The 25438-nt window shown below is 65.0% G+C and carries 20 protein-coding genes and 3 tRNA genes; 3 read left to right on the top strand and 20 right to left on the bottom strand.

Features of this window, described 5'->3' with window-relative positions; translation table 11 throughout:
• The first annotated feature begins 19 nt into the window (after positions 1-19).
• Positions 20-1012, top strand: a complete 993-nt coding sequence (nrdF, locus tag AC1AZA_RS07860; RefSeq protein ID WP_476514110.1) for a class 1b ribonucleoside-diphosphate reductase subunit beta — start codon at positions 20-22, stop codon at positions 1010-1012.
• Positions 1013-1103: 91 nt separating this feature from the next.
• On the opposite strand, the gene AC1AZA_RS07855 is transcribed toward nrdF, so the two are convergent.
• The 20 genes from AC1AZA_RS07855 to AC1AZA_RS07760 all read right to left on the bottom strand — a co-directional run bounded on the left by AC1AZA_RS07855 (position 1104) and on the right by AC1AZA_RS07760 (position 21984).
• Positions 1104-3338 carry a DUF2207 family protein gene (locus AC1AZA_RS07855; RefSeq protein WP_476514109.1) on the bottom strand — a complete coding sequence of 745 codons (2235 nt, stop codon included), beginning with the start codon at positions 3336-3338 and terminating at the stop codon, positions 1104-1106.
• Between the two features lie 72 nt (positions 3339-3410).
• Positions 3411-3980 carry a LemA family protein gene (locus AC1AZA_RS07850; RefSeq protein WP_476514108.1) on the bottom strand — a complete coding sequence of 190 codons (570 nt, stop codon included), beginning with the start codon at positions 3978-3980 and terminating at the stop codon, positions 3411-3413.
• 629 nt (positions 3981-4609) lie between these two features.
• Positions 4610-4858: a hypothetical protein gene (locus tag AC1AZA_RS07845; protein ID WP_476514107.1), complete on the bottom strand. Its 249-nt coding sequence runs from the start codon at positions 4856-4858 to the stop codon at positions 4610-4612.
• A 31-nt stretch (positions 4859-4889) separates the two neighbouring features.
• Entirely contained in the window at positions 4890-5153 is a 264-nt protein-coding gene (locus AC1AZA_RS07840) for a hypothetical protein (RefSeq protein WP_476514106.1), read from the bottom strand.
• Positions 5154-5311: 158 nt separating this feature from the next.
• Positions 5312-6325, bottom strand: coding sequence for a LacI family DNA-binding transcriptional regulator (locus tag AC1AZA_RS07835; protein ID WP_476514105.1), 1014 nt, complete (start codon positions 6323-6325; stop codon positions 5312-5314).
• A gap of 175 nt (positions 6326-6500) precedes the next feature.
• Entirely contained in the window at positions 6501-7796 is a 1296-nt protein-coding gene (locus tag AC1AZA_RS07830; protein ID WP_476514104.1) for a glycoside hydrolase family 28 protein, read from the bottom strand.
• 193 nt (positions 7797-7989) lie between these two features.
• The gene (locus AC1AZA_RS07825; protein ID WP_476514103.1) at positions 7990-8343 is read right to left on the bottom strand and encodes a hypothetical protein; all 354 of its coding nucleotides are present in this window, start codon (positions 8341-8343) and stop codon (positions 7990-7992) included.
• A gap of 83 nt (positions 8344-8426) precedes the next feature.
• Positions 8427-9281 (bottom strand): ABC transporter substrate-binding protein, encoded by an 855-nt coding sequence (locus AC1AZA_RS07820; RefSeq protein ID WP_476514102.1) that lies wholly within the window; start codon positions 9279-9281, stop codon positions 8427-8429.
• A 667-nt stretch (positions 9282-9948) separates the two neighbouring features.
• Complete coding sequence (locus AC1AZA_RS07815) at positions 9949-12774, bottom strand: alpha-L-rhamnosidase-related protein (protein ID WP_476514101.1); 2826 nt, start codon at positions 12772-12774, stop codon at positions 9949-9951.
• A 129-nt stretch (positions 12775-12903) separates the two neighbouring features.
• Positions 12904-13797 carry an ABC transporter substrate-binding protein gene (locus AC1AZA_RS07810; protein ID WP_476514100.1) on the bottom strand — a complete coding sequence of 298 codons (894 nt, stop codon included), beginning with the start codon at positions 13795-13797 and terminating at the stop codon, positions 12904-12906.
• Complete coding sequence (locus AC1AZA_RS07805; protein ID WP_476514099.1) at positions 13701-14216, bottom strand: ABC transporter substrate-binding protein; 516 nt, start codon at positions 14214-14216, stop codon at positions 13701-13703. The genes AC1AZA_RS07810 and AC1AZA_RS07805 overlap by 97 nt, the downstream gene beginning before the upstream one ends.
• Positions 14217-14574: 358 nt before the next feature.
• On the bottom strand, positions 14575-16023 hold the full coding sequence (locus AC1AZA_RS07800) for a tagaturonate reductase (RefSeq protein ID WP_476514098.1): 1449 nt from the start codon (positions 16021-16023) through the stop codon (positions 14575-14577).
• Between the two features lie 97 nt (positions 16024-16120).
• Positions 16121-17341, bottom strand: a complete 1221-nt coding sequence (locus AC1AZA_RS07795) for an FAD-binding protein (protein ID WP_476514097.1) — start codon at positions 17339-17341, stop codon at positions 16121-16123.
• Between the two features lie 444 nt (positions 17342-17785).
• Entirely contained in the window at positions 17786-17956 is a 171-nt protein-coding gene (rpmG, locus tag AC1AZA_RS07790) for a 50S ribosomal protein L33 (protein ID WP_003814458.1), read from the bottom strand.
• 48 nt (positions 17957-18004) lie between these two features.
• Positions 18005-18078 (bottom strand) — tRNA-Met (locus AC1AZA_RS07785).
• A 5-nt stretch (positions 18079-18083) separates the two neighbouring features.
• Positions 18084-18155 (bottom strand) — tRNA-Thr (locus tag AC1AZA_RS07780).
• Position 18156: 1 nt separating this feature from the next.
• Positions 18157-18238: transfer RNA gene (locus tag AC1AZA_RS07775), tRNA-Tyr, on the bottom strand.
• A gap of 111 nt (positions 18239-18349) precedes the next feature.
• On the bottom strand, positions 18350-18607 hold the full coding sequence (locus tag AC1AZA_RS07770; protein WP_476514096.1) for a hypothetical protein: 258 nt from the start codon (positions 18605-18607) through the stop codon (positions 18350-18352).
• Positions 18608-18813: 206 nt separating this feature from the next.
• Positions 18814-20157 carry a glycoside hydrolase family 28 protein gene (locus tag AC1AZA_RS07765; RefSeq protein WP_476514095.1) on the bottom strand — a complete coding sequence of 448 codons (1344 nt, stop codon included), beginning with the start codon at positions 20155-20157 and terminating at the stop codon, positions 18814-18816.
• A gap of 84 nt (positions 20158-20241) precedes the next feature.
• Complete coding sequence (locus tag AC1AZA_RS07760; RefSeq protein WP_476514094.1) at positions 20242-21984, bottom strand: rhamnogalacturonan acetylesterase; 1743 nt, start codon at positions 21982-21984, stop codon at positions 20242-20244.
• 724 nt (positions 21985-22708) lie between these two features.
• Here AC1AZA_RS07760 and AC1AZA_RS07755 point away from each other — a divergent pair.
• Both AC1AZA_RS07755 and AC1AZA_RS07750 read left to right on the top strand, forming a co-directional pair.
• Positions 22709-23866, top strand: coding sequence for a glycoside hydrolase family 88/105 protein (locus AC1AZA_RS07755; protein ID WP_476514093.1), 1158 nt, complete (start codon positions 22709-22711; stop codon positions 23864-23866).
• 279 nt (positions 23867-24145) lie between these two features.
• Positions 24146-25384: a trans-sulfuration enzyme family protein gene (locus AC1AZA_RS07750; RefSeq protein ID WP_476514092.1), complete on the top strand. Its 1239-nt coding sequence runs from the start codon at positions 24146-24148 to the stop codon at positions 25382-25384.
• Positions 25385-25438 lie beyond the last annotated feature (54 nt).

Below are 25438 nucleotides of genomic sequence, written 5' to 3'. Positions count from 1 at the left end.
TGAAGAAAGGAACATTCCCGTGGCCCCGATTTCCATCCCCCGCAAACCGCTCAAACTCATCGACCGCGTCTCGGCGATCAACTGGAACCGCCTCGAGGACGAGAAGGACCTCGAGGTGTGGGACCGCCTCACCGGCAACTTCTGGCTGCCCGAGAAGGTGCCCGTCTCCAACGACATTCCCAGCTGGCAGAAGATGAGCGAGGACGAGCACGTGCTCACCATGCACGTGTTCACCGGCCTCACCCTGCTGGACACCATCCAGGGCACGGTGGGCGCGGTCTCCCTCATTCCGGACGCGCTCACCCCGCACGAAGAGGCCGTGTACACGAACATCGCGTTCATGGAGTCCGTGCATGCCAAGAGCTACTCCTCCATCTTCTCCACGCTGTGCTCCACCAAGGAGATCGACGCGGCGTTCGACTGGAGCGAGAACAACGAGTTCCTGCAGAAGAAGGCGCAGATCGTGCTCGACTACTACGAGGGCGACAACCCGTACAAGCGCAAGGTGGCGTCCACGCTGCTCGAATCGTTCCTGTTCTACTCCGGCTTCTACCTGCCCATGTACTTCTCCGCGCACGCCAAGCTCACCAACACGGCGGACGTGATCCGCCTGATCATCCGCGACGAGGCCGTGCACGGCTACTACATCGGCTACAAGTACCAGAAGGGTCTGGAGCGTCTGGGCGAGGCGGAGCGCGAGGAGATGCGCGAATACACGTACGACCTGCTCAACGAGCTGTACGACAACGAGGTGGACTACACCGAGTCGCTGTACGAGCGCGTGGGCCTGACCGACGACGTGGAGAAGTTCCTGCGGTACAACGGCAACAAGGCGCTCATGAACCTGGGCTACCCGGCGCTGTTCCCCGCAGAGGCGTGCGACGTGAACCCGGCGATCCTGGCGGCCCTGTCCCCCAACGCGGACGAGAACCACGACTTCTTCTCCGGCTCCGGCTCGTCCTACGTGATGGGCAAGGCCGAGGAAACCGACGACGAGGACTGGGACTTCTGAGACCTCTCGAACGGTGGCGGACCGTCGGTGAAGGCCGGTGACGGGCAGCGCTTCGCGTCCGCCGCCGGCCTTCGTCTTCCTTCGCCGTCCATCACCGCCCGCCGAAGGAGCCGCCGCCCGAACCGCCCGACGAGCCTCCGAATCCGCCGCCGGAGAACGATCCGCCCGATCCGGAGGACGAGGACGGCGCAGCGGCCTCGATCGTGGAGCTCACGTCCGCGAATCCGGCGCTCAGCTGGGTGCCGATCGACCCGAAGTCCCCGGCGAATGCGGACGGTCCCTCGAACGGACCGGTCATGGGACCAGTGCCGGCCGTGCCGTAGGATCCGCTCCGGCCATCCATGCTTCCGTACCAGTGGTACGGCCGGTAGCTCCAGTACACCAGCGAATCGGAGGCGTTGGCGTCCAGCCAATCCGGGTCCGTCACCTGCGGGTAGGCCTTGGCGAGTTCGGCGAGGGCCCGATCCGCGATGCCGAACGCCGTGGCGTACACGAGGTAACGGTCCCACAGGGCGAGGTCGGCGGCACCGCGATCGGAGAAATCACTGAAATCGGTCAGGTACCGGAACAGTCCGCGCACCTGCCCCGCATACCGTTGGCCGGCCTCGGTGTAGCTGACCGTACCGCGGTACCGGTAGGCGAACTGCGAAAGGAACATCAGGGGCACGCTCACCACCGCGAACAGGGCGAGGTTGCCGCTCACGCCCACGAAGGCCAGCGCGGACAGGAACGCGACGACGCTTCCCGCCACGCCGAGCGCCGCGGCCAAGGTTCCGCCCGACCGCGTGGCGCCGAGCATGGCGTATTCGTTGCGGCATGCGGACCGGAACGCCTCCAGCGTGCGATAGCCGGTCTTCCAGCCCTTGCAGGCGAGCTTCATCTGGTTCATGTCGAACACCGGGGAGCCGACGCGTTCGGAGATCTCAATCAACAGGGTGAGCGCCGCCGCCTCGCTCGGGCTCAGGTGCAGGCCGTCCGCGGCATCGGGTTGGAACGCGGCGGGCAGTATGACGATCGTGCTGCTCGTCCGGGAGGCATACGCACGGCCGGAATCCCCGCCGATCATGCCGGACAGGCCCACCGGGTCGGCCTGGCTCATGTCGATGCCGCGATACAGGTCCGAGGTGCCCGGGTAGATGGCGATCGCCCGCTTGGAGGCAAGAGACAGGACCGTAGCGCTCATCTGCCGGTCGGCGAGCGAGCCTTCACCGAATTCCATCACGTCGGCCATCTTGGCCGCGCAGGCAGGACTCATGTCCGGCGGTTCACGCCAGTATTCGATATCGCTGCGGCACTGCGCGCGCTGCCGGCTGCGCACGGAGGAGACCAGGGCGCCCGCACACAGCACAATGCCGACCAGCGCCAAGCCCGTCCACAGTACGAGGTCGATCCATGCACGGACGCGCTGGGTTTGCCGCCACTGCGTTTCCTGCCGGGTCTCGTCCGCCTGCAGCGCCGCGAGACGACTTCCCGAGCCGGTGCGCATCCACGGCGAGTCGGCCTGCGCGAAATCGGCGTCGAACGCGGCCACCACGTCCACATGGTTGCCCGGGCGCACGTCATACGCGGCGAACGTGAGTTCGCCATTCGTGCCGCGAGCGGTTTCGGACGTGCCGGAATAGTGCAGCCAGCCCCAGGAGTTGGCGGCGTTCACGCCTTCGGGAAAGCGAACGGTACCGGTGACCTTGCCGACGGGAATCTGATTGGACAGGCCCATCGGCTCCCATTGGAAACCGGCAATGTCGTCGTAGCGGGTGACGGCGCCGACGAAGGTCATGGTCACGTCAAACTTGAGGCTGCTTGCCTTCTCGGTGGCGGGAATGTTCCATCCGATCTCCACGGTCCGCCCGGAGGCCGGTACGGGATCGGCGGGATCGTAAGGCTGCGGGTCCGCGTCCGATCCGGTCACGTCCGCAATGTACCAGTGGTTCGCGTAGTCGCTGTTCCATGCGCGGTCGCTCACCTCGCTTGGACTGGCCGGCTGTGTTTGCGTGTACGTTTCGCCGGTGGTGGCGTTGCGCACGCTCACGTCTCCAATGGCCGTCAGGTTGGCGGCGGTGAGCCGGTACTGTTGGTAGAGCTGCTTCCAAGGGCGCACGTCGTCGTTGGAGTCGGTGCGCTTGTCGAGGCGCATGTCGATGTGCTGGGTGATGGCGAGCCGACCGTCCGCCCCGACCGTCACCTCGTAGTCGAGCGAACGGTAGGTGAGATCCGCGTTCGCGCTCTCGCCCCGCACGCCCCATGCCGAGATCAGTGCGATCGCAAGGATCACCACCGTGCCGGCGAGCGCGAGCAGGGCACTTTTGACGGCATGCTTCCTGTCCATAACGGCTTATCCCCCATTCGAACGTTGGCCGACCGGGCGGCTACGTAGCTGACCGACTGTATTGTTCCGCCGTCAGAACCTCACCTGCGGCGCCTCGCGGGCCGCCTCGTCCGCGCGGAAGTACTGCGCCTGCTCGAAGTGCCCCATGCCCGCCACGATGTTCGTGGGCACGGTCTCGATGCTCGTGTTGTACTTGAGCACCACGTCATTGTAGAACTGACGCGCGTAGGCGATCTTCGACTCGAGATCCTTGAGCTGGCCCTGCAGATCCATGAAGTTCTGGTTGGCCATGAGCTGCGGGTATGCCTCCGCGGTGGCCTGCAGGTTGAGCAGCGCGCGGGACAGCTCGTTTTCCGATTGCATGCGTTTGCTCACGTCCCCGCTTTGCACGGCCTGCATCACGCCGGTGCGGGCGGCCGTCACCTGCGTGAGCACCTGCGACTCATGCCCGGCATACCCCTTGACCGTCTCCACGAGGTTGGGGATCAGGTCGGCGCGCTGCTTCAACTGCACGTCGATCTGCGCCCACCCGTTCTTCACGCGATTGCGCAACGCCACCAGTCCGTTGTATGCGGACACGCCCCACAGCACCACCGCCAGAACCAGCACCACGATGACGACCAGCGCCACGATCCATCCCATATTTCGCTCCTTCGCTTGGGGAAGTGCCGCCACTCGGCCCCGACCGTGCTGCATGGCGGACTGCGTATGGTGCCATTGTCTCACGGATCACACCGGTTGCTCCGGATTTGCGCTGGATTGCGGCTCCGAACGGCGGCTTCGGCGCGTTCTGCGCCGGGGCCGCAACCATGACCGCCTCCATGCCCTCACGAACGACTACGTAGCGGCCGCAGGGCGCGTACTTCCGATTCGTGTGGTGGTTTTTCGCGCATCCCCCGGATAGCAGTGCCTTCATTTCAGCGTTTTTCCAACGCGACCATCCGGCCATGCCGCAGATTTCGACCACACAAATCGGAAAATACCGGAGGCAAGGCCTCTCCGAACGGCCCTCGAACGCGGCCATTGGCGTAGTTTCCGCCATGTCAGGCTTTTGAAATCGATTTCATGCCATTCTGCGCATCCCGAAGTATTCGACGCATCCTGCGCCATGCCCGCTCAGCCGGAAGGAACGTCCCGTATGGGCCGGGAGGCCGCCGAATCTCCACACGACGCCATGCGCCGTTGCGCATCATCTCGGGATTGGCTCATGCAGTCACTCGTCATGCGCCCGGACGGGAGACCTCCGCGTACAAGCGAAATGCGACCGTCCCTCAGTCGAGCGGCGGCAGGCTTTCGGCGGCGCGGCGGGCGGCCTTGCGCGCGAGCTTGCGGGCATGGAGGTATACGCCATAGGTCACCACGAGGAACACAAGGTAGACGGCGAACAGCACGCTGACCGCCATGCGCAGCGAAGCGAACCGCAGCAGGAATATACCGACCGAGAGCATAAGCACGCCCCACACACCGGCCGTCACCAGTAGCCGGTTGCTGAGTTTCCGCCACCAAGCATGATCGCGCATCTGCCGCTCCCTTTCCCGCGTTCCCCGCGTCTTACCGCTTGTAATCCCAGATGCCATGGCTGCTGCCGTACCGGTGGCCGGCGAGCCGCGCATCGCCCTTGGCCACCTTCGCGCCGGCATACACGTAATACGTCGCCGCGCAGTACACCGCATACCCGAGGTAAATGCCCATCATCTCCCCCTTGGAGAACCACCACCACAGCCACGGCGAGCCGAACAGCAGCACCGCACCCGTCAGCGTCGCGACGACCATCATCCACGAACTGGCGCTTTTCCACAGCTTGGCATGCTTCATGTCCGTCTCATCCCCCGTCTTCGGGCGCAAACGCCCGGTTGTGCACCGTTTCAGTGTATCGCGCACCCTCTCCGCGGCAGTTGTCCACAACGGGCGCATGGGAGGGGTCGCCGGTCGCGCGGTTATGCACGGCTCCGCGCACGCAGTGGGGATGAGTGTCAGCGGGCGGTGCTGCCGCGGAGCACCAAGGCGGATGGAATGTTGAACACCTCGGCGTCCGCGCGTTCGCCGGCAATGCGGGCGAACAGCAGCCGGGCTGCACGCGAGGCAAGGATGGGCAGCGAGACGCGGATGGACGTGAGTGTCGGCTCGCTCACCCGGGCTACGATGTCGTCGTCGAAGCCGATGATCTGGAAATCGCGCGGCGCTTCCTTGCCGCGCCGGCGCATGGCGGCCATGAAACCGATCGCCATGAGATCGTTGTGCGCGATCACCGCTTCGGTGGGATGCTGCGCGTACTTGTCCGCGAACGAGAATCCACCCTCGAACGTGGGCGAGCCGGGCCAGAGCCTGCGCACCTCCATGCCGTGGGATTTGCAGGCGGCGGCAATGGTGTTCCACCGCACACCCACGGACCAGGAGGTGGCGGGCCCGTCAAGGTAGGTCACACCGTTCACGCCCTGCGCGTGCAGGTAGTCGATGGCCTGCTGCACGCCGGGCGCGTTGTCGATGAGCACGCTGTGCACGCCGCGGACGGCCCGGTTGATCACCACCACAGGACGGGATTGTGCGCATTTGCGGATCATCGCGTCCGGCATGCGCGACGAGGTGAGAATCACGCCGTCCGCGTAGGAGACGACCTTGTCGAACGCGGAACGCTCCAGCGAGGCATTCTCGCGTGATTCGGAGACGATGAGGCTCATGCCGTGCGCCGAGCACTCGCGCTCCACGCCGCGGATGATGTCGGAGAAGAACTCGTTGGCGATGTCCGGCACAATGATCGCGATGAGCCCGCGCTGGCCCCGGCTCGGCACGGTTTCCACCGGCGAGGCATGGTAGCCCAGCCGGTCCGCCGCCTCGAAGATGCGCTTGGTGGTGGCAGCGCTCACCCGGTCCGGCTTCGCGAACGCACGCGAAACGGTGGACGGCGAGACCCCCGCCAGCTTCGCCACGTCACGGATCGTCACCTTGCCGCCGGCTTCCGCGGCGGCCCGTTGCTGTTCCTCGGTCATAGTGCTCATTGTACGAACGATTGACGCCGGAGCCGATCAGGCGCGCGGCAGGGAAAGATCGCCGGCAAACTTTCGCGGGATTTCCCTCGCCCGGCGGCAAGATTCCGCCAATCCGAGAGAATAATCCCCGCGAAAGTTTGTCGATCAGTCAGCCGCACGGCCAGTCGACCGATCGTCATCCGATGATTTCGACGTTGAGGCCACGCGCCACGAGGCCTTCCACACCTTCGATCGTGCCGAACCGCGGCGACTGCACGGCGATGTCGGTCAGTTCCACGTCACGGATCGGTGCATGGTCGAGCCCGGAAATAACGAATGCGCACGGGTCAAGCACCTGACGGTTGCCGGCGTCATACCCGGACGAGCCGCCGTCCCATACGGCTTCGAGATGGCGCACGTGCAGATCACGCACGGTAGGCATGCCCTTGCCCTGCGGCACGGATTCGGCCAGCACAAGCCAGTGGTCGGGAATGTCCCCGTCCCAGTCTCGCGGAACCGTGCAATAGCTGTAGGCAGGATTCCAGTTGAGATTCCACTGGATGGGATTGACGACGTTGCGCATGCGCAGATTCTCCGCCGTGACGTTCTCTATCACCCCGCCGCGCGTGGTGGCGGACTTGATGCGGAATCCGGCGTTGGTGCCGTCGAAGTCGATGTCGTGGATGCGGATGTTGCGCATGCCGCCGGACGTCTCCGACCCGATCGTCACGCCCTCACCGCGCAGGATGACGCAGTCACGGATCTCCACGTTCTCGCATGGGCGGTTCACGCGCAACCCGTCCGCGTCACGCCCGGACTTGATGCAGATGTTGTCGTCGTTGCAGTCGACGCGGCATCCCTCCACCAGCACGTCCCGGCAGGAATCGATGTCGATGCCGTCCGTGCTGGGACTGACGTGGGGCGGATTGCCCGTCACCGTCACGTTGCGCACCACCGCGTTCTCGGTGTAGCACACGTGGATGTTCCAGAATCCGGAACGGCAACTGCCGATACCGTCAATCGTCACGTCCCGGCAGTCGTAGACCAGCAGGTTGCGCGGACGCCTACAGTCGTAGTCCACGGCCCAACGCAGGTCCTGCGCCACATAGCGTTCACGCATGTCCCAATACCGTTGCCACCATTGCTCTCCGCGCCCGTCGATGACGCCGGGGCCTGCAATGGTCACGTTTCGGCAGCCGATGGCATTGAGCACACCGGCGGGCCAGCGCATCTCCACGCCGGCCACGCGCGTATCGATGATCGGATAGTCGGCGTCGTTCAGACTGCCAAGCAGCGTGGCCCCCTCGGCAAGGCGGAACTCCATGCCGTCATGCAGGAACAGTGAGCCGGTCACGTAGTCGCCGGCGGGTACCTCGACACCGCAGTGCGCCTTTGCCGCCACGTCGATGGCAGCCTGCAGCGCCGCCGTGTCCGAGGTGCTGCCGTCGCCCACGGCACCGAATTCCTTGGGATTGCAATACGTTCCGGACATCGTGCCCCCTCACGTCAGGCTTCGTTGAGCCCGCTCTTGTTTTCTGATTCGCCATGGATGGATGGTTTGCAAGCGGCGACCGGGCCCGGAAAGGATGGCACAGGGCCCGGTCACGTTCTATCAGATCCGGCATCCGACGACCCATGGCATGCCATCGGTTGCCGACTGGCCAGCCGGCGGGATTGACGTACGGCTACTTCGCCGCATCCAGATTAGCCTGCACTTCCTCGATCATGGCCTTGGCTGCGTCCGCGGAGGACAGATCACCGAAGACGACCTTCTGCTGGTAGCGGCCGAGCACCTCGCTCGTGTCGCTGCTGCCGGGAGGCGAGAGCTTCGGCGCGTCGCCGCACAGCGGGTCGAAGGCATCCACGAAGGCGAGCGCCGCCTTGTCCGGAGCGGCTGCCGTCTTGGCAACGGCCTCGCGGATGGTCTTGTTGGCAGGCACACCGCGCTCGGTGCCGAGCACGTTGCCGGCGTCCTGATTGTTGATGAAGTAGTTGATGAACAGGGCGGCCTCGGCGGGATGCTCGGACTTGGATGTCACGGACCAGTACATTGACGTGGGTTCGTAACCCCAGCCGTTGTTCGCGTCCGAGGGGACAGGGACGAGTTTGAGGTTCTCGGTGTTCAGCGACGCGGAGTACGCGGTGATCTGATTGGAGGAAATGAACGCGACCGCGGACTTGGCGGTGGCGAAGTCGGTCTGGCCGAGGCTGGCGGCCGCCGACTCGGACCAACGGTCGGCGTTGCCCACAATGCCGAGCTTGACGAATTCGGCGGTCTGGTCCAGATAACCGGCCAGCGTGTCCGGACCGATGGATACCTTGCCGTCCGTGTACAGTTCCTCGCCGTGCTGACGGGCCCAGTAGTTGAGCAGAATGCGTTCTTGATGAGCGTGGCGCCGTAGACCTTGCCGCCGGACTTGTCGACCAGCTCCTGTTGGAATGCGGTGAACTCGTCCCACGTCCATGCGGAGGTATCCGGCAAGGCGACGCCGTACTGCTCCAGCATGTCCATGTTGACGACGACGGCGATGGCAGCGGTGGAGATCGGCGCGCCGTACTGCACGCCCTCGTACTGACCGGTGCTCACGGTGGAGGCGTCGATGTCGCTCAGGTCGAGCTGTTTGAGACCGGACAGATCAGCCAGCACGCCCTGAGCAGCAAACGAGGAGAGACGCGGCACGTCCATCTGGACAACGTCGGGCGCCTCGCCACCGGCCAGCTGGGTGGAGAGCTTGTCCAGATAGCCATGCATATCCGCATACTCGGGTTCCACGTGAATGTTCGGGTATTCCTTCTCGAACCGGGCGATGACGTCCTCAGTCTTCTGGAGGCGCGTGTCGCCGCCCCACCAACTGACGCGCAGGGTGACGTCCCCGTCGCTCAGCTCTGCATTGGCTGTGCCGCTGCCTCCCGCAGTACCGCAGCCGCCCAATGCCATGGCCAGCGACGCGATGATGCAGCAGCCTGCCGCCGTCATTCTCGATAACCTTCCGCCCATGTTCCGATCCTTTCCTTGGGCATCTATCCTGCGACGGCCGGCCACCATGCCGTTCCGTCCGACGTTCCCGCGCCGATGCGGGGACCATAGATGAAGTGGATGGACATCATTATGATGTGATGCACATCACATTATGTGATATGTTGCCAACGTTTTCATAGATAATTCCACAGAAATGCGTTGTTGCATGGTTGTTGCATGGTTGCGCGCATGATCTCGCGCATCATCTCGTGCGGATGCAATCGCTCCGGACCCGCGCATGGCCATGCCGGCAGGGGATGCCCGCACGGCATCTGCAGAGTGTGCAGCACTTCGGACGCCGTGCAGACACCTATCTGCATAGTGTGCAGCACACGGAAGAGGGAAAACCCTCTGATTTCGGCGAAAAATGGCGCAACATATGGGATCCGAGGCCGTGACAGAGAAAACGGGTGCTGCACAGAACGCAGATAGACCTCCGCAGCAGCGCAAATCTGCTGCACACTCTGCAGATAGTGCCGAAACGCGCAGCCGTCTGACTCTGCTGCCGCCTTCCGAGGCCTCCCTCCGTCAGGGAACCGCATGCGGGCGAACCACAACAAGCCCCGGCCGGCCACTGGATGGCCGACCGGGGCAACAGCATACCGAACGGGAAGCGGGGTCTCCGTCAGACCGGGAAGTCGTACGAGCCGCCACCGACGGTGACATCGCCATCCGGCAGCGCCACGACGGCCGTGACATTCGCCGGCAAGTCAACGTGCAGTACCCCCGCCGTGCGTTCCCAGCGCACCCGCACCGGACCGCGCTGGGTGACCACCGTGCCGTCGATGCGATCCAGCACGTCGCATGCCGGGTCGATGCGCAGCATGCGCGCCCCCGGTTCGGTGACGGCCACGCCCAGAATCCGTTCGATCACGTACTGCAGTGAAGCCGCACCCCACCCGTGCGATTCGCTCTGGTCGCCGCCTTCCGCCGGGTACTGCCATTGCTCCCAGCAGAACGTGGCGTTGTGGTTCTGCAGCAGTTCGGCCCAGCCCCAGTCGTCCGCGTTGGCCAGAAGGCGAATGGCCGCGTCCCGCCGGCCTGCATCGCACAGCGCCTTGACGAGCACGTCCGCGGTCATCGGCCCCTGCCGCATGCCGAGCGAAGCGATGTGACGGGCAAGCAATGCCGTACGAGAGGCATCGTCGTCCGATGCTATGCCGAATGCCAAAGCGAAGGAAGATGCATGCTGGCTCGCATGACCGCTGAGCGTGCCGTCGGCTTTGAGTCCGTCCGCATACAGGCCGTCCGCCGTGACGAGCTTCGCGTTCATCGCGCGCCGCAATGATTCAGCCTGATGGCGCCGCAGTTCGGCGGATGCAGTGTCACCCGTCCGTTCGGCCAGCCATGCCACGTCGGTCAGTACGCGGTAGGCCAGCGCGTTGATGACCGTACGCGCCGCGCAATCCATGTCATAGTCGAACCGTCCCGGCCGCGGCCAGTCGACGATGCCATGGAAGTACGGGGCTTCGGGCGAGCTGCCGCCACCGTCGATGTCCACGACCAATCCGGCCAGCGGACCGTCCGCCGGCACGGAACGCAGCGGATAATCTGCGGTCCGCTGCAAATAGGGCATGGCCTCACGTACCAGCTCCAGATCCCCGGTCTGCAGGTAGTACTGGCGCACCCAGTGCGGTACCATGAGGCTGAAATCGGGGATGTCGCGGCCGAGATCCACGTTCGGGTACACACTGTTGTATTTGCCGGAATCCTGCGGCCGACTCGACCACCAGCGGGTCTGCGAATCGAGGAACTGGCGGATCGCCTTGGCGGTGGAGGCCCGTTCCCGCCAACCGGTCACGGTGGCGCGACTGATGTTGAATGCGTCGGCCAGAAACTGTCCGCGCTCGCGCGTGGGGGTGTCGAGGAACTGATTGGTCACGCAGTGCAGGGCGGAACGCTTCATGAGCGCGAAGACCCTGTCCAGCATGGGGTTCGATGTGGTCAGTTGCGCTTCGCCGCCGTTCGGCACCTCCGCGTGCACGATGTGCGCACGCACGCCGACCGGCTCGGCGGCGAGGCGTCCCGGTCCCGCGTCGCCGCCGGCGGGCGGGATCATGATGTAGCGGAAGCATAGCGTATCCCACGCATCGTAGGTGAACGCCGAACCGTCACGCGGGGGCGTCACGATGAACCGCAGATCCGAGCCCTGATTCGCAGGATCGGATGCACCGGTCTTGACATTGCCCGTGTCGTCCAGTTCGTAGCCGACCCACAGCGTGATCGGCCGCGCCGCGCCGCAGTCGGCATAGCCGGCCGGAAAGTCCACGGAGAATCGCCCGGTAATGATTCTCCCGAAGTCCGCCACGAGCGTGCCGTCCGCAAGCCGGCTCGTCTGCGGCGGCTCGGCGGCATGGTCGGTCACGTGGCCGAGTTCCGCAATGACGTGGGGGAACTCGGGGCAAGGGTGGCGTCCGAGTTCGATGGCCTGCGCGTCCAGCACGTCGTCGTAGGAGGGCTCGAACCATCCGTCGATCGAAGCGTTCGCATTCCATGTCTCCACGAAATCGCCTTCACCGTTGCGCAGCACGTCGCCGCCGTATGGTCCGGGCGCCACGGTCCATGCGCGGTCGGTGGAAACGTCGCGCCGAGTGCCGTCCGCGTACCAGACAATGGCATGCGCCAGCAACGCCGGCCTGGTGTCCGGGCATCGCCCCTGCCCGCCGCCGTACCAGCGGCACAGCAGGGCGATCGTCAGGGTTTCGGCGTCGCCGGCATCGCCATCGTCACCACCGACCAGCGCATCGGTCACGTCCCACGCCTGATAGCGCGATTCGGACGGGTACTCGAAGTTCTGCCCGCGGCCCATGCGCGTGCCGTTGACGCACAGCTCGTAGTCCTGCGCGCAGCAGACATACACCAGTGCGCGGGCGATCGGCGCCCCGTCGAGCCCGTCGCCCCCGTCCGCGCTCAGGCTCACGGTACGGCGGGCGTACCAGTACACGTTGCCGACGTCCGTGCGGCCGGGCTCGTAACCATGTGGCCCGCGATCGTCCTCGCTGGCCGGAATCCAGCGTGCAACCGTCTCCACAGCCTGCGCCGACTGAATCCACGAGGCATCCCATTCGCCGTCATCCAGACCGACGGCGAACCACGCCGGATCGCTGAACGCACTCGCCATGCCGTCGCCATCCCACACGCGCACCTGCCACGCATACGGTCTGCCATGCTCCAGAGTGGGACCGGCATAGCGCACGTTCGACTGTTCGGAGGAACTCACACGCCCGGAACACCAGACCCGCACGCCGGTCACTCCGTCCACGACGGCAATCTCATAGGCGGATTGCACGGCTCCGGGCCGGCGCGCCTCCATCATCCACGCGAATCGGGGGTTCGGGGAGGCATTCCACGGGGTTTCCACGTCGTCGGCCGTCAGCGCGTAGGGTACGCCGAGTGCGCAAACGGCATGCGGATCCGGGGTGGGCCAGTCGGAGTTCAGTTCTTTGGTCATGGGTTCAGTCTCCTTGATGGTGGTGCCGCATGCCAACTTTCGCGGGGTTTTCTTGCACGATGGCGGAATTCCGCCAAATCTGAAAGAAACCCCGCGATAGTTTGTCGGATCAGGCCGGAATAAGCCCGATCAGGCCTCGTCAATGCTCTTCTGCAGTTCGGCGATGAAGTCGGTGGCCGCCTTGTCCGGGGTGGTCTTGTTGAAGCCGATGTCCTGCATGTAGCGCACGATCAGGTTATCGATCGAGCTCGCGCCGTTGGGAGTCACCTCCGGTGCCTCGCCGCCCACGGTCTCCTTATATGTATCGATGAACTCGTAGTTGAGCTTGTCAAGGCTTTCGGTGTTCTCTGCCATGTATTGGCGCACGTCGTTCGGGGAGGGAATGCCGCGTTCGAGGCCCATGATCTTCGCGCCGTCCTTGCTGTTGAGCATGTAATTGATGAGCATGGCGGCTTCCTTGGGGTGCTTGGACTTGGCGTTGATGGTCCAGTAGTTGCCGGGCTTGTAGTAGCCGACTTTCTTGGAGGAGTCGTTCGGAATGAGTTCGAGCGACAGGTTCTGCGTGCCGAGTTTCTCCGACAGCACGTTCATGCCAAGCAAGGTGCTGATGTTCATGGCCTGCTGCTTGGTGTTGAACTTGCTCATATCGGACGTGACCGCCACGTCCTCGCTCCACGTGTTGAAGTCATACAGACCTTCCTTGGCCCACTGGGCGGGCGTGTTGAGGAATTCCGCAAGCAGGCCGGGCGAGATGGCGACCTTGTTCCCGTCGAACAGGTTCTCGCCGTGCTGGCGGGCCCACAGTTGCAGGCCATAGGCATTGCGCATGGGGAACGCACCGATCACCTTGCCGTCGGACTTCTCGTACACCTGCTTGGCGAAGGTCTTGAACTCATCCCACGTCCACGTGGAGGTGTCCGGCAGGGTCAGGCCATACTGGTCGAGCAGGTCCTTGTTGACGGTGACCGCATAGGCCTGCAGGGAGTTGGCGATGCCGTACCAGGTGCCATCGATCTTGCCCATGTCCACGAGGGACTGGTCGAACTGCGAGGTGTCGATCGTGTCGGCATAGTCGACAGATTGGCCAGCGTGCCCTGCGATGCGTAGGACGCCAGATACATTTCGTCGATGGACAATACGTCCGGGGCCTCGCCGCCGGCGATCTGCGTGGCAAGCTTATCCCAGTAGCCGCTCCAGTCGGAATACTGCTCTTCGACGTGGATGTGCGGATTCTCCTTCTCAAAGCCGTCGATCACCTGCTGGGTCAGGCGGACGCGGGAGTCCGGACCCCAGAAGGAGATGCCGATGGTGACATCTCCGTCCGACGAGGCGCCGCCGGAACCGGATCCGCCTCCGCATGCGGCAAGGGACAGCGCCGTGGCACCGGCGAGCACGGCGGCGGTGACGGTGGTCAAGGACTTCCTGATACGGGGATGCTTCATTGTTCTTTCCCTTCACGCTGTGTACGGGGGCGTACACGCCACGTATCACCATTGATACGTGTCATCATTGTCCGCCGCCCGCAGACTCCGAAGAATTTGTGTTGCCATTATTTGCATGGAGTGCAACATGTGGGACGCAGTTGCACATGCTAAAGCCAGCCCGGATCAGGAGCAGACGGGACCGGACCGACGTCGAAGCAAGAGCCCTTCAGACGGCAAACTTTCGCGGGGTTTCCCTCGCCCGGCAGCGGAATTCCGCCAATCCAAGAGAATAATCCCCGCGAAAGCTTGTCGATCAGTCAGCCGCCCGGCCAGTCGGTCAGCCAGTCCCGCGGACCCATACGGCCGGTCTGGCGTGCTACGCCAGCGCCTCGATGAGCGGCTTGATACCGCCCTGCTCGATCGCGGCCACGTCGGCCTCGACCGCCTCGGTCAGTCCCTCGATGCCGTTGAGGTCGGCACCCCATAGGGAGGCATCGCCGAGCACATCGGCCACGAAGGTGGCGCGATTCTCGGCTGCGGAGGCGATGCGGGAGACCACGTCGTCCGAATCGTTGATGTTGACCGGCTCGGAAGCCAGCCCGCCATAGGTGGCGAGCAGCGCGGCCAGCGCGAGCACGATGCGCTTGGGCAGCCCGCGGCCGGCCTTGACGTTCGCACCCACCAGCGGCAGCAGGCGCGCGGCGAACTTGGAGACCGAGTTGAGGCCGATCGCGTCGAGCGCATGCCGGACGAACGGGTTGGAGTAGCGTTCGCACACCGCATCAGCGAACGCCTCGAGTTCCTCGCGCGGCAGGGTGAGCACGGGGATGATGTCCTCGTGCATCTCCTTGACGATGAAGGAGCGCATGGTCGGATCGGCCATCACTTCGCCCACGGTCGTGAATCCGGCGAGGCGCGCGACCTGCGCCATGGTGGTGTGCGGACCGTTGAGCAAATAGACCTTGCGCTCGCGGTAGGGCTGCACGGCATCCGCGGTAACCAGATCGATGCCGAGCCGACGGGCCGGAAGCAACTCGTTGACCTTGGCCTGCGCCTCCTTTGATCCGGCCACGGCCCACAGCAGGAACGGTTCGGCCTTGACCATGTTGTCGTCGCGGTAGCCGAGCTCGTCCCACAGGGATTCGGCGTTGTCACGCGGGAATCCGGGCACGATGCGGTCCACGAGCGTGGAGACGAACGTGTTCTCCTCGTTCAGCCATACGATGAACTCCTCGCCGTAGCCGAACTTCTCGGCGGTCTGTTCGAGGCAGTGCCTGAGGGCCACGCCGTTGTCCGCAATGAGCTCGCACGGCACAATGAGGAAGCCCGGCAACCCGCGGTCGAAGCGGCGCTTGAGCAGCTGGACGAGCTTGCCCGGGTAGCTCTTGGCGGGACGGGCGTCCGCGACATCCTCGTCGGACAGGGCGATGCCGGCCTCGGTGGTGTTGGATACGATGATCTGCACGTTCGGATCGTCCGCGAGCGCGAGGTACGCATCGAAGTCGGCGTACGGGTCGACGGTCAGCCCCACGGAGTCGATGAGCTGGCGAGACTGGACCTCCTTGCCGTCCTTCAAGCCTTCGAGGATGACGGTGTACAGGTCGTTCTGCCTGTCCAGTTCGGCCACGCGGCCCTGCGGCAGCGGCTGGACGATGGCGACGTTGCCGTTGAACAGGCCGTTGTCGTTGAGCTGCTGGACAATCCAGTCCACGAATGCGCGCAGGAAGTTGCCCTCCCCGAACTGGATGAGCTTGATCGGGCGCTTGGCGGCTTCGGCGGTGGTGAGTCCGCGCTCGATGGCGACGTTGACATTGAGCTTTTCCATGACTGTGTGATCCTTTCGTCCGGTGATCACCAGCCTAGGCCGACGGGCCGTGCGCAGGGCAACCGGTTGCCATGCGTTGCAGATCCGCCGGACTGGCTCAGACCAGATCGAGCCCGATGACCACGGGTTCGGGAACAAGTCGGATGCCGAAGCGCTCCTCCACGCCGTCCCGGACCGTGCGGGCCAGCGCCGCCACGTCCTCGGCGGTGGCATTGCCGCGGTTGGTCAGGGCCAGCGTGTGCCGGGTGGACAGGGAGGCGGATGCGTCGGCTGCGGTGCGACCGTCGGTGGCGAATCCCTTGGGGAAGCCGGCGTGGTCGATGAGCCATGCGGCGGAGGTCTTGACACCGGGCGTGCCGTCGGGCAGAACGGCGTCGAAGCGGGGGGCGTCGGCGGGCAGACGGTCGAGCGCGGGGTGGCCGACGGGCAGGATCGGGTTCATGAAGAAGCTGCCGCAGCTGTGGCGGTCGAAGTCCTTGGCGTCGCTGCCGTCGTTCGCCTCGCGCAGCACGGCCAGGTCCGCCGCCACGTTCTCCTCGCGCTTGGTGCCGGCCATGTCCGGGGAAAGGTAGCGGTTCGGATCTTCGAGCATGCCCTTGGAAGCGCGCACGCGGAGCACCGCTTCGCGGATCGCTTGGGTTGCCATGCACTCCCCCACGTCGACGCCCAACGCCTTGGCGAGCTGCCCGTGGCCCACCGCGCCGGTGGCGCTGTGCTTCAGGGCGAACGTGACCGAGAGGACCACGTAGCGCGGAGTCGGGAAGAACACGTCGGCCGGAACGCCGGGAGCCCGGTACATGCTGGCCTTGAGCGCGGAGGAACGGTAGCCGAAGCCGAGCTCGTCGTGAGTGAGGTCGCGGGTCTTCTTCTCCTTGCGGTCCCATACCTCGACCGATTCGACGGCGTCGCCCACCTCCTGGCCGTACGCGCCGATGTTCTGCACCACGCTGGCGCCCACCGTGCCGGGAATGCCGGAGAGTCCCTCCACGCCTTCGAGACCGATGCGCACGCAGAATTCAACCAGATCGTCCCAGTTGGCGCCGGCCTCCGCATTGACGTGCACGGTCCGTTCGCCGCCTTCGACCGGCGCTGCCTCGTCCGGCACGGTGATGAGCCGACGGGCGTCGCGCACGACGAAACCCATGAAATCGGCGTCCGAGGCGAGCGTGTTGGAGCCGCCGCCGATCACGAACAGCGGCAGTCCGCGCTCGTCGGCGTCCTCGACGGCCTCGATCACGCCCACGCGCGAGGTGGGCTCGATGAATCGGGCGATGCGGCCGCCCACGCCGATGGTGGTGATGTCTGCGAAGGAAGTCATGCCTCCACCCTATCCGTCGCGCGCGATGTTGCGCCACGCCCGGAGCACACGGAGCCTCAGCGAGCGGAACGAGCGGGAACGGGACGAGAGCACGCGGAACCGGAGCGAGCCGAGTTTCGCGCGGAACGACCGGAACGGCCGGAATGACCAGAGCGAGCGGGGCCAAGTTTCGCATGATCGGTCCAACCTGTGCCCGTGTTATTGCAGCTTGGACCGATCATGCGATTTTCGGCCCCGAAAACGACCGTTTTTTCGCGCGATCGGTCCAAGCTGCGAAATTGAGCGCACAGGTTGGACCGAATGGAAGAAAACCGGTTCCGCTCGAGAACGGCGGAGGAACGATCGGAAACGATCAGCGCGCCCGGTGGAAATACGCAAGGAGCCCGACCTTCAACGGGTCGGGCTCCTCTTGAAGCATTGCAGAAGACTGCGGTATGGCTTGGCTCAGCGGGTCTCGCGGTGCACGGTCTGCTTGCCGCAACGCGGGCAGAACTTCTTGAGCTCAAGACGATCCGGGGTGTTACGACGGTTCTTCGTCGTGATGTAGTTACGCTCCTTGCACTCAGTGCATGCCAGCGTGATGCCCGGACGAATGTCGGCGCTCTTGCTTGCCATATCTAGTCACCTCTGTGTTCGTTGTTCACCGACTGCCGTCGGCCTTTGTAGCGAGGAAGAGACTCGAACTCTTGACCTTGCGATTATGAGTCGCACGCTCTAGCCAGCTGAGCTACCCCGCCATGAGAGCCCCGAGTGAGAATTGGACTCACGACCTCTTCCTTACCAAGGAAGTGCTCTACCACTGAGCTATCGGGGCGTGGCGGATAGTGGATTCGAACCACTGAAGCACGAAGCGGCTGATTTACAGTCAGCTCCCTTTGACCGCTTGGGAAATCCGCCATTGCCGCACTTGACCTAGGCCTTGAGCGGCAACTTGACTATCTTGGCACACACCAGCGAATTACGCAAATCCGCGACACGCCGAAGCGCCGAACCGCCGCCAAGCCCCGCTCACGCCTTGCTTCGCCAGCGCGCCAGAGCCCTCTCAATCCGCTTGTTTCCAAGGATTTCGACAGGGAAGCCAGCATCCGCGAAGATGCGCATGGGGCTTTTGCCGCGCCCGTATTCCTCGAGCGCCAGTCTGCGGAAGGCCGGCGCATACCGGATCATTCCCGAAGGCGTGACGCGCTCCACCGCATCGAGCGCCTCGAGTTGAAGACGCTCGGCGTCGGTGAACGACGCGCGCGACGGATGCGACGGTGATGCCATGCCTCAAGTGTAAGCCGGCATGCGGGCCATCGCATAGGCAGACACAGAGCATAGGCAGACACGGACCCGCGCGCGGCGCGTCATGTCTCGGCACGGCCCGCACGGGTCCCGCCGAGATGGCAACCGGACCGACGACCGCAACGGCAGTATGGGAACGCAAGGAACATGAGACCGGCATCCACCGCGTCCCGGCAGTCGGCGGCAGGTCAGCGGTCGACCAGATCGATGCGTACGCGCTGCGCACGCTCGGTCAGCGCGATCGGCCGATCGGCGTACTCCCCCTCGCGCCGCACGCGCCCGCTCACCTCCACGTCCGAGGCGCTGCGCACGTACACGGTGGGGATCTCGTGCTCGTAGACGCCGCGCGCACTGGGCTGCTCGTCGAACCATCGGGCCGGCTGGGTGCCCTGCGCGCGCAGGGTGAGGTCCAGATCGGAAATCCTCACGTTCTCGATCGGCGCGTCCGCCTCCCCCGCGATGAACACGCAAGACTCGCTCGTCATGGCGATGTGGTCGAACGTCACGTTGCGGATCGTGCCCGGATGCTCCACGCTCGGCGTGGCGCGGGACGTGGCGGACAGGAAGATCGGCTCCCCCTTGCCCCACCAGCCGCCGCGGCGACCGTCCCGGTACGAATCGGCGTACTGGCGTGTCGCGCCGGAGACGTGGTGAACGTGGATGTCCTCCACGGTGGCGCCGTCGCGCACCCAGATGCCCACGCCGCGCGAACAGTCGCGGAACACGCAGTCGGACAGGATGACGTTGCGGATCGCGCTGCCGGTCTCCGTGCCCACCTTGAGCGCGGAATCGCGCGAGGCGAGCACGCAATTGGAGATCACCACGTTCTCGCACGCCCCGTAGCGCTTGGCCATGGGAGGGGTGTTCTTGACCACGATCGCGTCGTCGCCGGTCACCACGATGCAGTTGGAGATCACCACGTCCTTGCAGGTGTCAGGGTCGATGCCGTCGTTGTTGGGGGCGCGCTGATCGTTGAGGATGCGGACGCCGTCCACGATCACCCGGTTGCATCCGGCCATGTGCAGGGTCCAGAACGCGGCGTCGCGGAAGGTGATGCCGGTGACGGTCAGGTCCGTGACGTCCTCGAAGTACGTGGTGCGCGGGCGGCCCCACCGATCGCCCCTCACGGCGAGGGGGCATTCGCGGAAGCCGTTGTCGGAATCGTCGTCGTAGAACACCTTGTCGCCCTGGCCGTAGATGGTGCCGCGGCCCTCGATGGCGATGTCCTCGGCGTGGCGGGCGAACAGGAAGCAGCCGCCCTCCCAGCCGGCGTTCTCCGTGTCGTCGTCGAATTCGGCGGCGAAGTCGATGCCGTCCTCGGGTTTCAGGCTGCTGATGAGCCACGCGCCGGCGTCGAGATGCAGCGTGACATGGCTTTTGAGCACGATCGCGCCGGAGAGGAACCGGCCCGCGGGCACTACGACGCGGCCGCCGCCCGCCTCGTGGGCCCGGTCCACGGCGGTCTGGATGGCCTCGCGGTTGTTGGTGACGCCGTCGGCCACGGCGCCGAAGTCGGTGATGGGGTAATCCATGGGGTTTCCTTTCGGGGTGGTGGAGGGATGGGACGAAGCCCGGTAACGGGGAAACGGGACAACGGGGAGTCCGGAGACCGGATCTCACCCCAGCTCGCCGCCGAGCGCCACGGACACCGGCTCGGGACTGATGCCATAACGGTCGGCGCTGGCCCTGAGGTAGGCGACGGCTGCCGGCGGAATGACCGGGGATACGGGGTTCTGCGCGATTTCCTCGGCGCGGTAGGCAATCAGCGACACGGCATGGCCGGCGGCGAGCGCGGCAGACAGTTCGGGATGGGCGGCGGCGACCGGTTCCGGGTCGATTGCAGGGCCGATGTAGAGCAGTACGTCCAGCGGCCGGCGGAGCGCAGACCGTCGGAGCGCCGCGGACCGGGCGAAATCCCGTGCGGCCGTCGCATCCTCTTCCGGCTGCTCGACCGGCAGCAGGAGCATGACCTTGCGGAAGGGCGAGATGTCGCCGGTGATGTACGGTTCCGCCGTGTACTTGAGGTAGAGGGGGTTCAGGTACTGGTCCACCACGAGCTGCGGTCGGTCCACATCGTACGCGCGCGGCGGCAGCGGCCAGTCACCGAAGCCGTCGGTCACGCAAGCGGCCAAGGCACGGTACGAGTCGACTTCGCAGACTCGGACGTCTGTGCCCCCGTTACCCCCATTGACCCCGTTGTCCCCTTCCTGCTCCGCCGCAGGCAGCCAGCCGGACAATACGCGCCGCATTTCGCCTGCAACGAGACCGGCCATGCGGTAGGCACCCACGTCATGCAGATGGGTGCGGTCGCCGGCGTGGTACATCGGCCGTGCGCCCTCGTCGCCGAGTTCGCGCACGAGCCCCATGCTCAGGGCATGCAGGTCGAGCACCGGCACATGGCGGTCACGGCCGAGTTCGATCACCGCTTCGGCCCAATCGCGCAGCAGATCATGGTAGGAGCCGTCGGGATTCCATGTGTTGCGCGCCAGGGACGTGACCAGGATCGGGCGGACGCCTGCCGCGCGCGCCTCGGTGACGTACCGGTCAAGTTCGCGCCTGTAGCCGCCGCAGGCACCGAGTTCGGGCAGCTTCTGATCGTTGTGGCCGAACTGGATGAGCAGGAAATCGCCGGGCTTCCAGTCGGCGCGCACCGGGTCGTAATGGTGCTGCGAGCGGAAGGTGAGGCTCGTCAGGCCGGAACGGGCGTGGTTGGAGACGGTCACGCCGTCGTTCAGCCATGCGCCGAGCACGGCACCCCATCCGCAATAGGGGTCCGACGGGGCATAGGGGTATTGGGCGCCTTCGTCGGTAACGGTCGAGTCTCCGGCAAGCCAGACCGTGGGGGTCTGCACCGGTTCCACGATCACCTGCACCAGACGGGCATGCGCCCCCACCACGGCAAGTGTCACGAACGTGACCGGTTGCGGACCCCGATCCTCGAAGCCGCGGGGCACGAAGTCGGAGACGTTGACCGTCGCACGGACTTCAAGCGACCGGCCGTTCTCCGGCATGCGTCCCTTGAAGACCAGCTGCCGGTCGCCGGCGAAGACCAGCACGTCACGGTCGTCCAATCCCGCGTCGGATACGTTGCCGTAGCGAGTGTCCGGCCCGTCCTGAGCGATGGTGAGTGCGACGCGGTAATTGCCGTGGGCGGGTACGTCGATGCGCACACATGACGGGATGAATCCGGAGGTTTGTCCGTTGCGGAAGGCGGCGCCGGAACGGTACCAGGGGTGCGGCTCGAAGCCGGCGTTGAGCTCCGCGCCGGGCGGCAGCACCCCGCTCCTCCTTGTCTGCTCCGTAATGAGCCCGAAACCCCGTTGCGGACTGTACTCACTGCTGATTGCATAGACCGTCATCGGATGCACTCCCGGATGTTCGCCGTTGAAATGATGCTTCCGCCAATCTACCCATAGCCATGCCCGCAACGCCTCCAGCAACCCATTCAAGAATGATGCATTCTTGGTAGAATGCTATGGATTCTTGCGCCGGCTCGGGGGACGCTGAGAAACAGCCGCCAGGCTCCGTGCCGCGCCAAGCCCGGGCTGCGACGGGCTTGGCGCGGCACGGACGGGCAATAGACGTAGACAATAGACAAACGGATGCGGGCAGACTGCCCTCGAACATTTCGCCGGCATCGCAGGCCACGGCGCGGTCACCGGCCATGGCGCAGGTGCCACATGGTTTACACTCCGGTCGGCACGAATGACCGCCATACGGTCAGCCCCTCATCCGGCCCCTCGCAAACCCCTCTCCCAAGTCCACCAAGAAATCGCCATTGCACAATAGTTATCTTTAGACAAAAAACTATCTAATCTTGCCCCTCCGCGACACGGCTTCTCGAAGTTCCGGTTCACACGATGAAATCGACTTCAACTCGTGAACCGGGCCAGCTCACCAACAGACAACCAAAAACGGCGGAATTCCGCCATCCTCTCCTGCTGACGCCCTCTCGCCAAGCACTGTTTCCGGTTCACAACTTGCCGGCCGATTCATCGCGTGAACCGGCGAACCCTCCCGCCTATCATTTTTGGCATATCAGCCGCTCATCGCAGAGCGGAATCCGACGCGAAGGAGTATCACATGGCCATGCAGCCAGCCCACCAATCCGCCACGGCGCAATCCACCGCCACACCGCCCGCCGTCAGGCAGCCGGTCGACTATGCCATCGCCTCCGTGGAGACGATGATGCGCAAATACGCCGCCGCCGACCTGCCTCCCCGCAACCACTTCCACTACCATCAGGGCGTCTTCCTGTCCGGCGTGTACCAAACCTACCTCGCGACGGGCGACGAGAGGTACTTCGATTACATGCGCAACTGGATCAACGCCGTCGTCGCGCCGGACGGCTCCATCCCCAGCGCGGACCCGGCTCAGCTCGACGACCTGCAACCCGGCATCCTGCTCTACCCCCTGTACAAGCGCACCCGCGACGAGCGCTACCGCAAGGCCATCGACTGGATAGCCCACACCATCCGCGACTACCCATGCAACCCCGACGGCGGCTTCTGGCACAAGGTCAATTCCTGCGCGCATGAGATGTGGCTGGACGGCCTGTACATGGGCGGGCCGGTCATCGCGCAGTACGCCGCCGAGTTCGGCCACCCCGAGTACTTCGACCTCGTGGCCCGGCAGGCGCTGCTCATGCGCGAGCACACCGAGACCGCCAACGGCCTGTACCGCCACGCCTGGGACTGGACGAAATCCGCCGCATGGGCGGACCCGGACACCGGGCTCGCGCCCGAACACTGGGGACGCTCGATCGGCTGGGTGCCGGTCGCGGTGCTCGACGACCTCGACTTCATCCCCGCCGACCACCCGCAGCGCCCGCTTCTGGAGGCCATGGTGCGCGACCTGCTCGCGGCCGTGCTCAGATATCAGGGTCCGGACGGCCGCTGGTGGCAGGTGGTCGACAAGCCCGGCGCCGAGGGCAACTGGCCGGAGACGTCGTGCACGTGCCTGTTCACGGCGGCCCTGTGCAAGGCCGTGCGCACGGGCATTCTGGACGAATCCGTCCTCGGGGCCGCGCGGCGCGGCTATGACGCCGTGATCGAGCATCTCGGGCGCGAGACGCGCTTGGACGGGACGGAGGACCTCATCGTGGACGGCGTGTGCATCGGCACCGGAGTGGGCGACTACGGCTTCTACTGCGCCCGCCCCACCAGCGCGAACGACCTGCACGGCGTGGGCGCGTTCCTCCTCATGGCCGCCGAGGCCCAGAAGGTCCGGGACAGACTCTGAGAGGCGATTTTCGGTTCACGAGATTTTTTGGAGAGTGACTTGTGAACCGGAAATCGCACGGAAGAGAACATCAGGATCGGCAAAATTTCAAGGATTCCGTGTTCGATTCTGTGCGTTCTCCGGTTCACGAAATTTTTCGCAATCCATCTTGTGAACCGAACCATGAACCAAGCCGCCTATACCAATGTCTTATGCATGGCTCTCAAGTCCCGAAATTCCGCCGATCTCCCGCATTCCACCCGGATTGCGCGGCGGCGGGCCTCATGCTTGAGTAAAACCATGACTTCAGATCTTGTACATTCCGGACAATCATTCGACGGCAAGCCCCTGGGCTTCGCCACCAAGGCGATCCACCTCGGCAACGGGGTGGACGCCGAGACCGGCGCGATCCGCCGCCCGATCACCCTCGCCAACGCCTACGCCCTGCCCTACGACCCGAGCGACATCAACTGGTCAAGCTCGGACGTGAACCTGTACACGCGCAACGGCCACCCGAACCAGCGCTACCTCGAGGCGAAACTCGCCAACCTCGAAGGCGCCGAGGACGCGGTGGTGCTCGCCTCGGGCGTGGCGGCGCTGGCGGCCACGTTCACCACGTTCCTCAACCGCGGCGACCACGCGATCTTCTCGGATACCACGTACATCGCCGCATACCGCCTGCTCAATCAGATCCTGCCGGAGAAGTACGGCATCGAGACCAGCATCGTGGACACATCCGATCCCGCCAATGTGGCGGCGGCGCTGAAGTCGAACACCAAGCTGGTGCACATCGAGACGCCCGCGAACCCGACGCTCAAGGTGTCGGACATCGCCGCCATCGCCGAGCTGGTCCATGAGCACGGGCGGCGGACCGGCACCGAAACGCTCGTCTCCGTGGACAACACGTTCAACTCACCGTTCAACGTGCGCCCGCTGGACCTCGGCGCGGACATCGTGATCGAATCGCTCACCAAGTACATCAACGGCCACGGCGACGCGCTGGGCGGCGCGATCGCCACCACCAAGGCGCGCACGGACCGGATCCGCTTCACCGCACAGGTGAACTACGGCGGCATCATCGCTCCGTTCAACGCGTGGCTCATCAACCGCGGGTCGGTCACGCTGCCGTTGCGCATGCGCCAGCACAACGCATCCGCACTGGCGATCGCCAGACACCTCGAATCGCTGCCGGCCGTACGGTTCGTGAGCTACCCGGGTCTGGAGTCCCATCCCGGGCACGCGGTGGCCGCCTCGCAGCTGGCCCGCCCGGACGCCGGATTCGGCGGCGTGCTCGCCTTCGGCCTCGACACCGACCACGACGGGCACAACCGGTTCGTCTCCAAGCTCAACGTGATCACTTCGGCCGTTTCGCTAGGCCACGACGAAAGCCTGATCGTGTTCCTCGGCGAGGACGACGAACGCCAGTACCTGTACCCGCCCGAGTTCCACCGCGGGTTCTTCCGTCTGGCCGTGGGGCTCGAGGACACTGACGATCTGATCCGAGACATCGACCACGCGCTCGCACAGGCGGGATTCTAGCCCCAATGGTCTGCCCGGCTCCAGCGGCCTGTCCGGGCCCGACAGTCTGCCCAA

The sequence above is a fragment of the Bifidobacterium sp. LH_389 genome (assembly GCF_056357235.1).
This window is presented reverse-complemented; position numbering and strand designations above follow the sequence as displayed.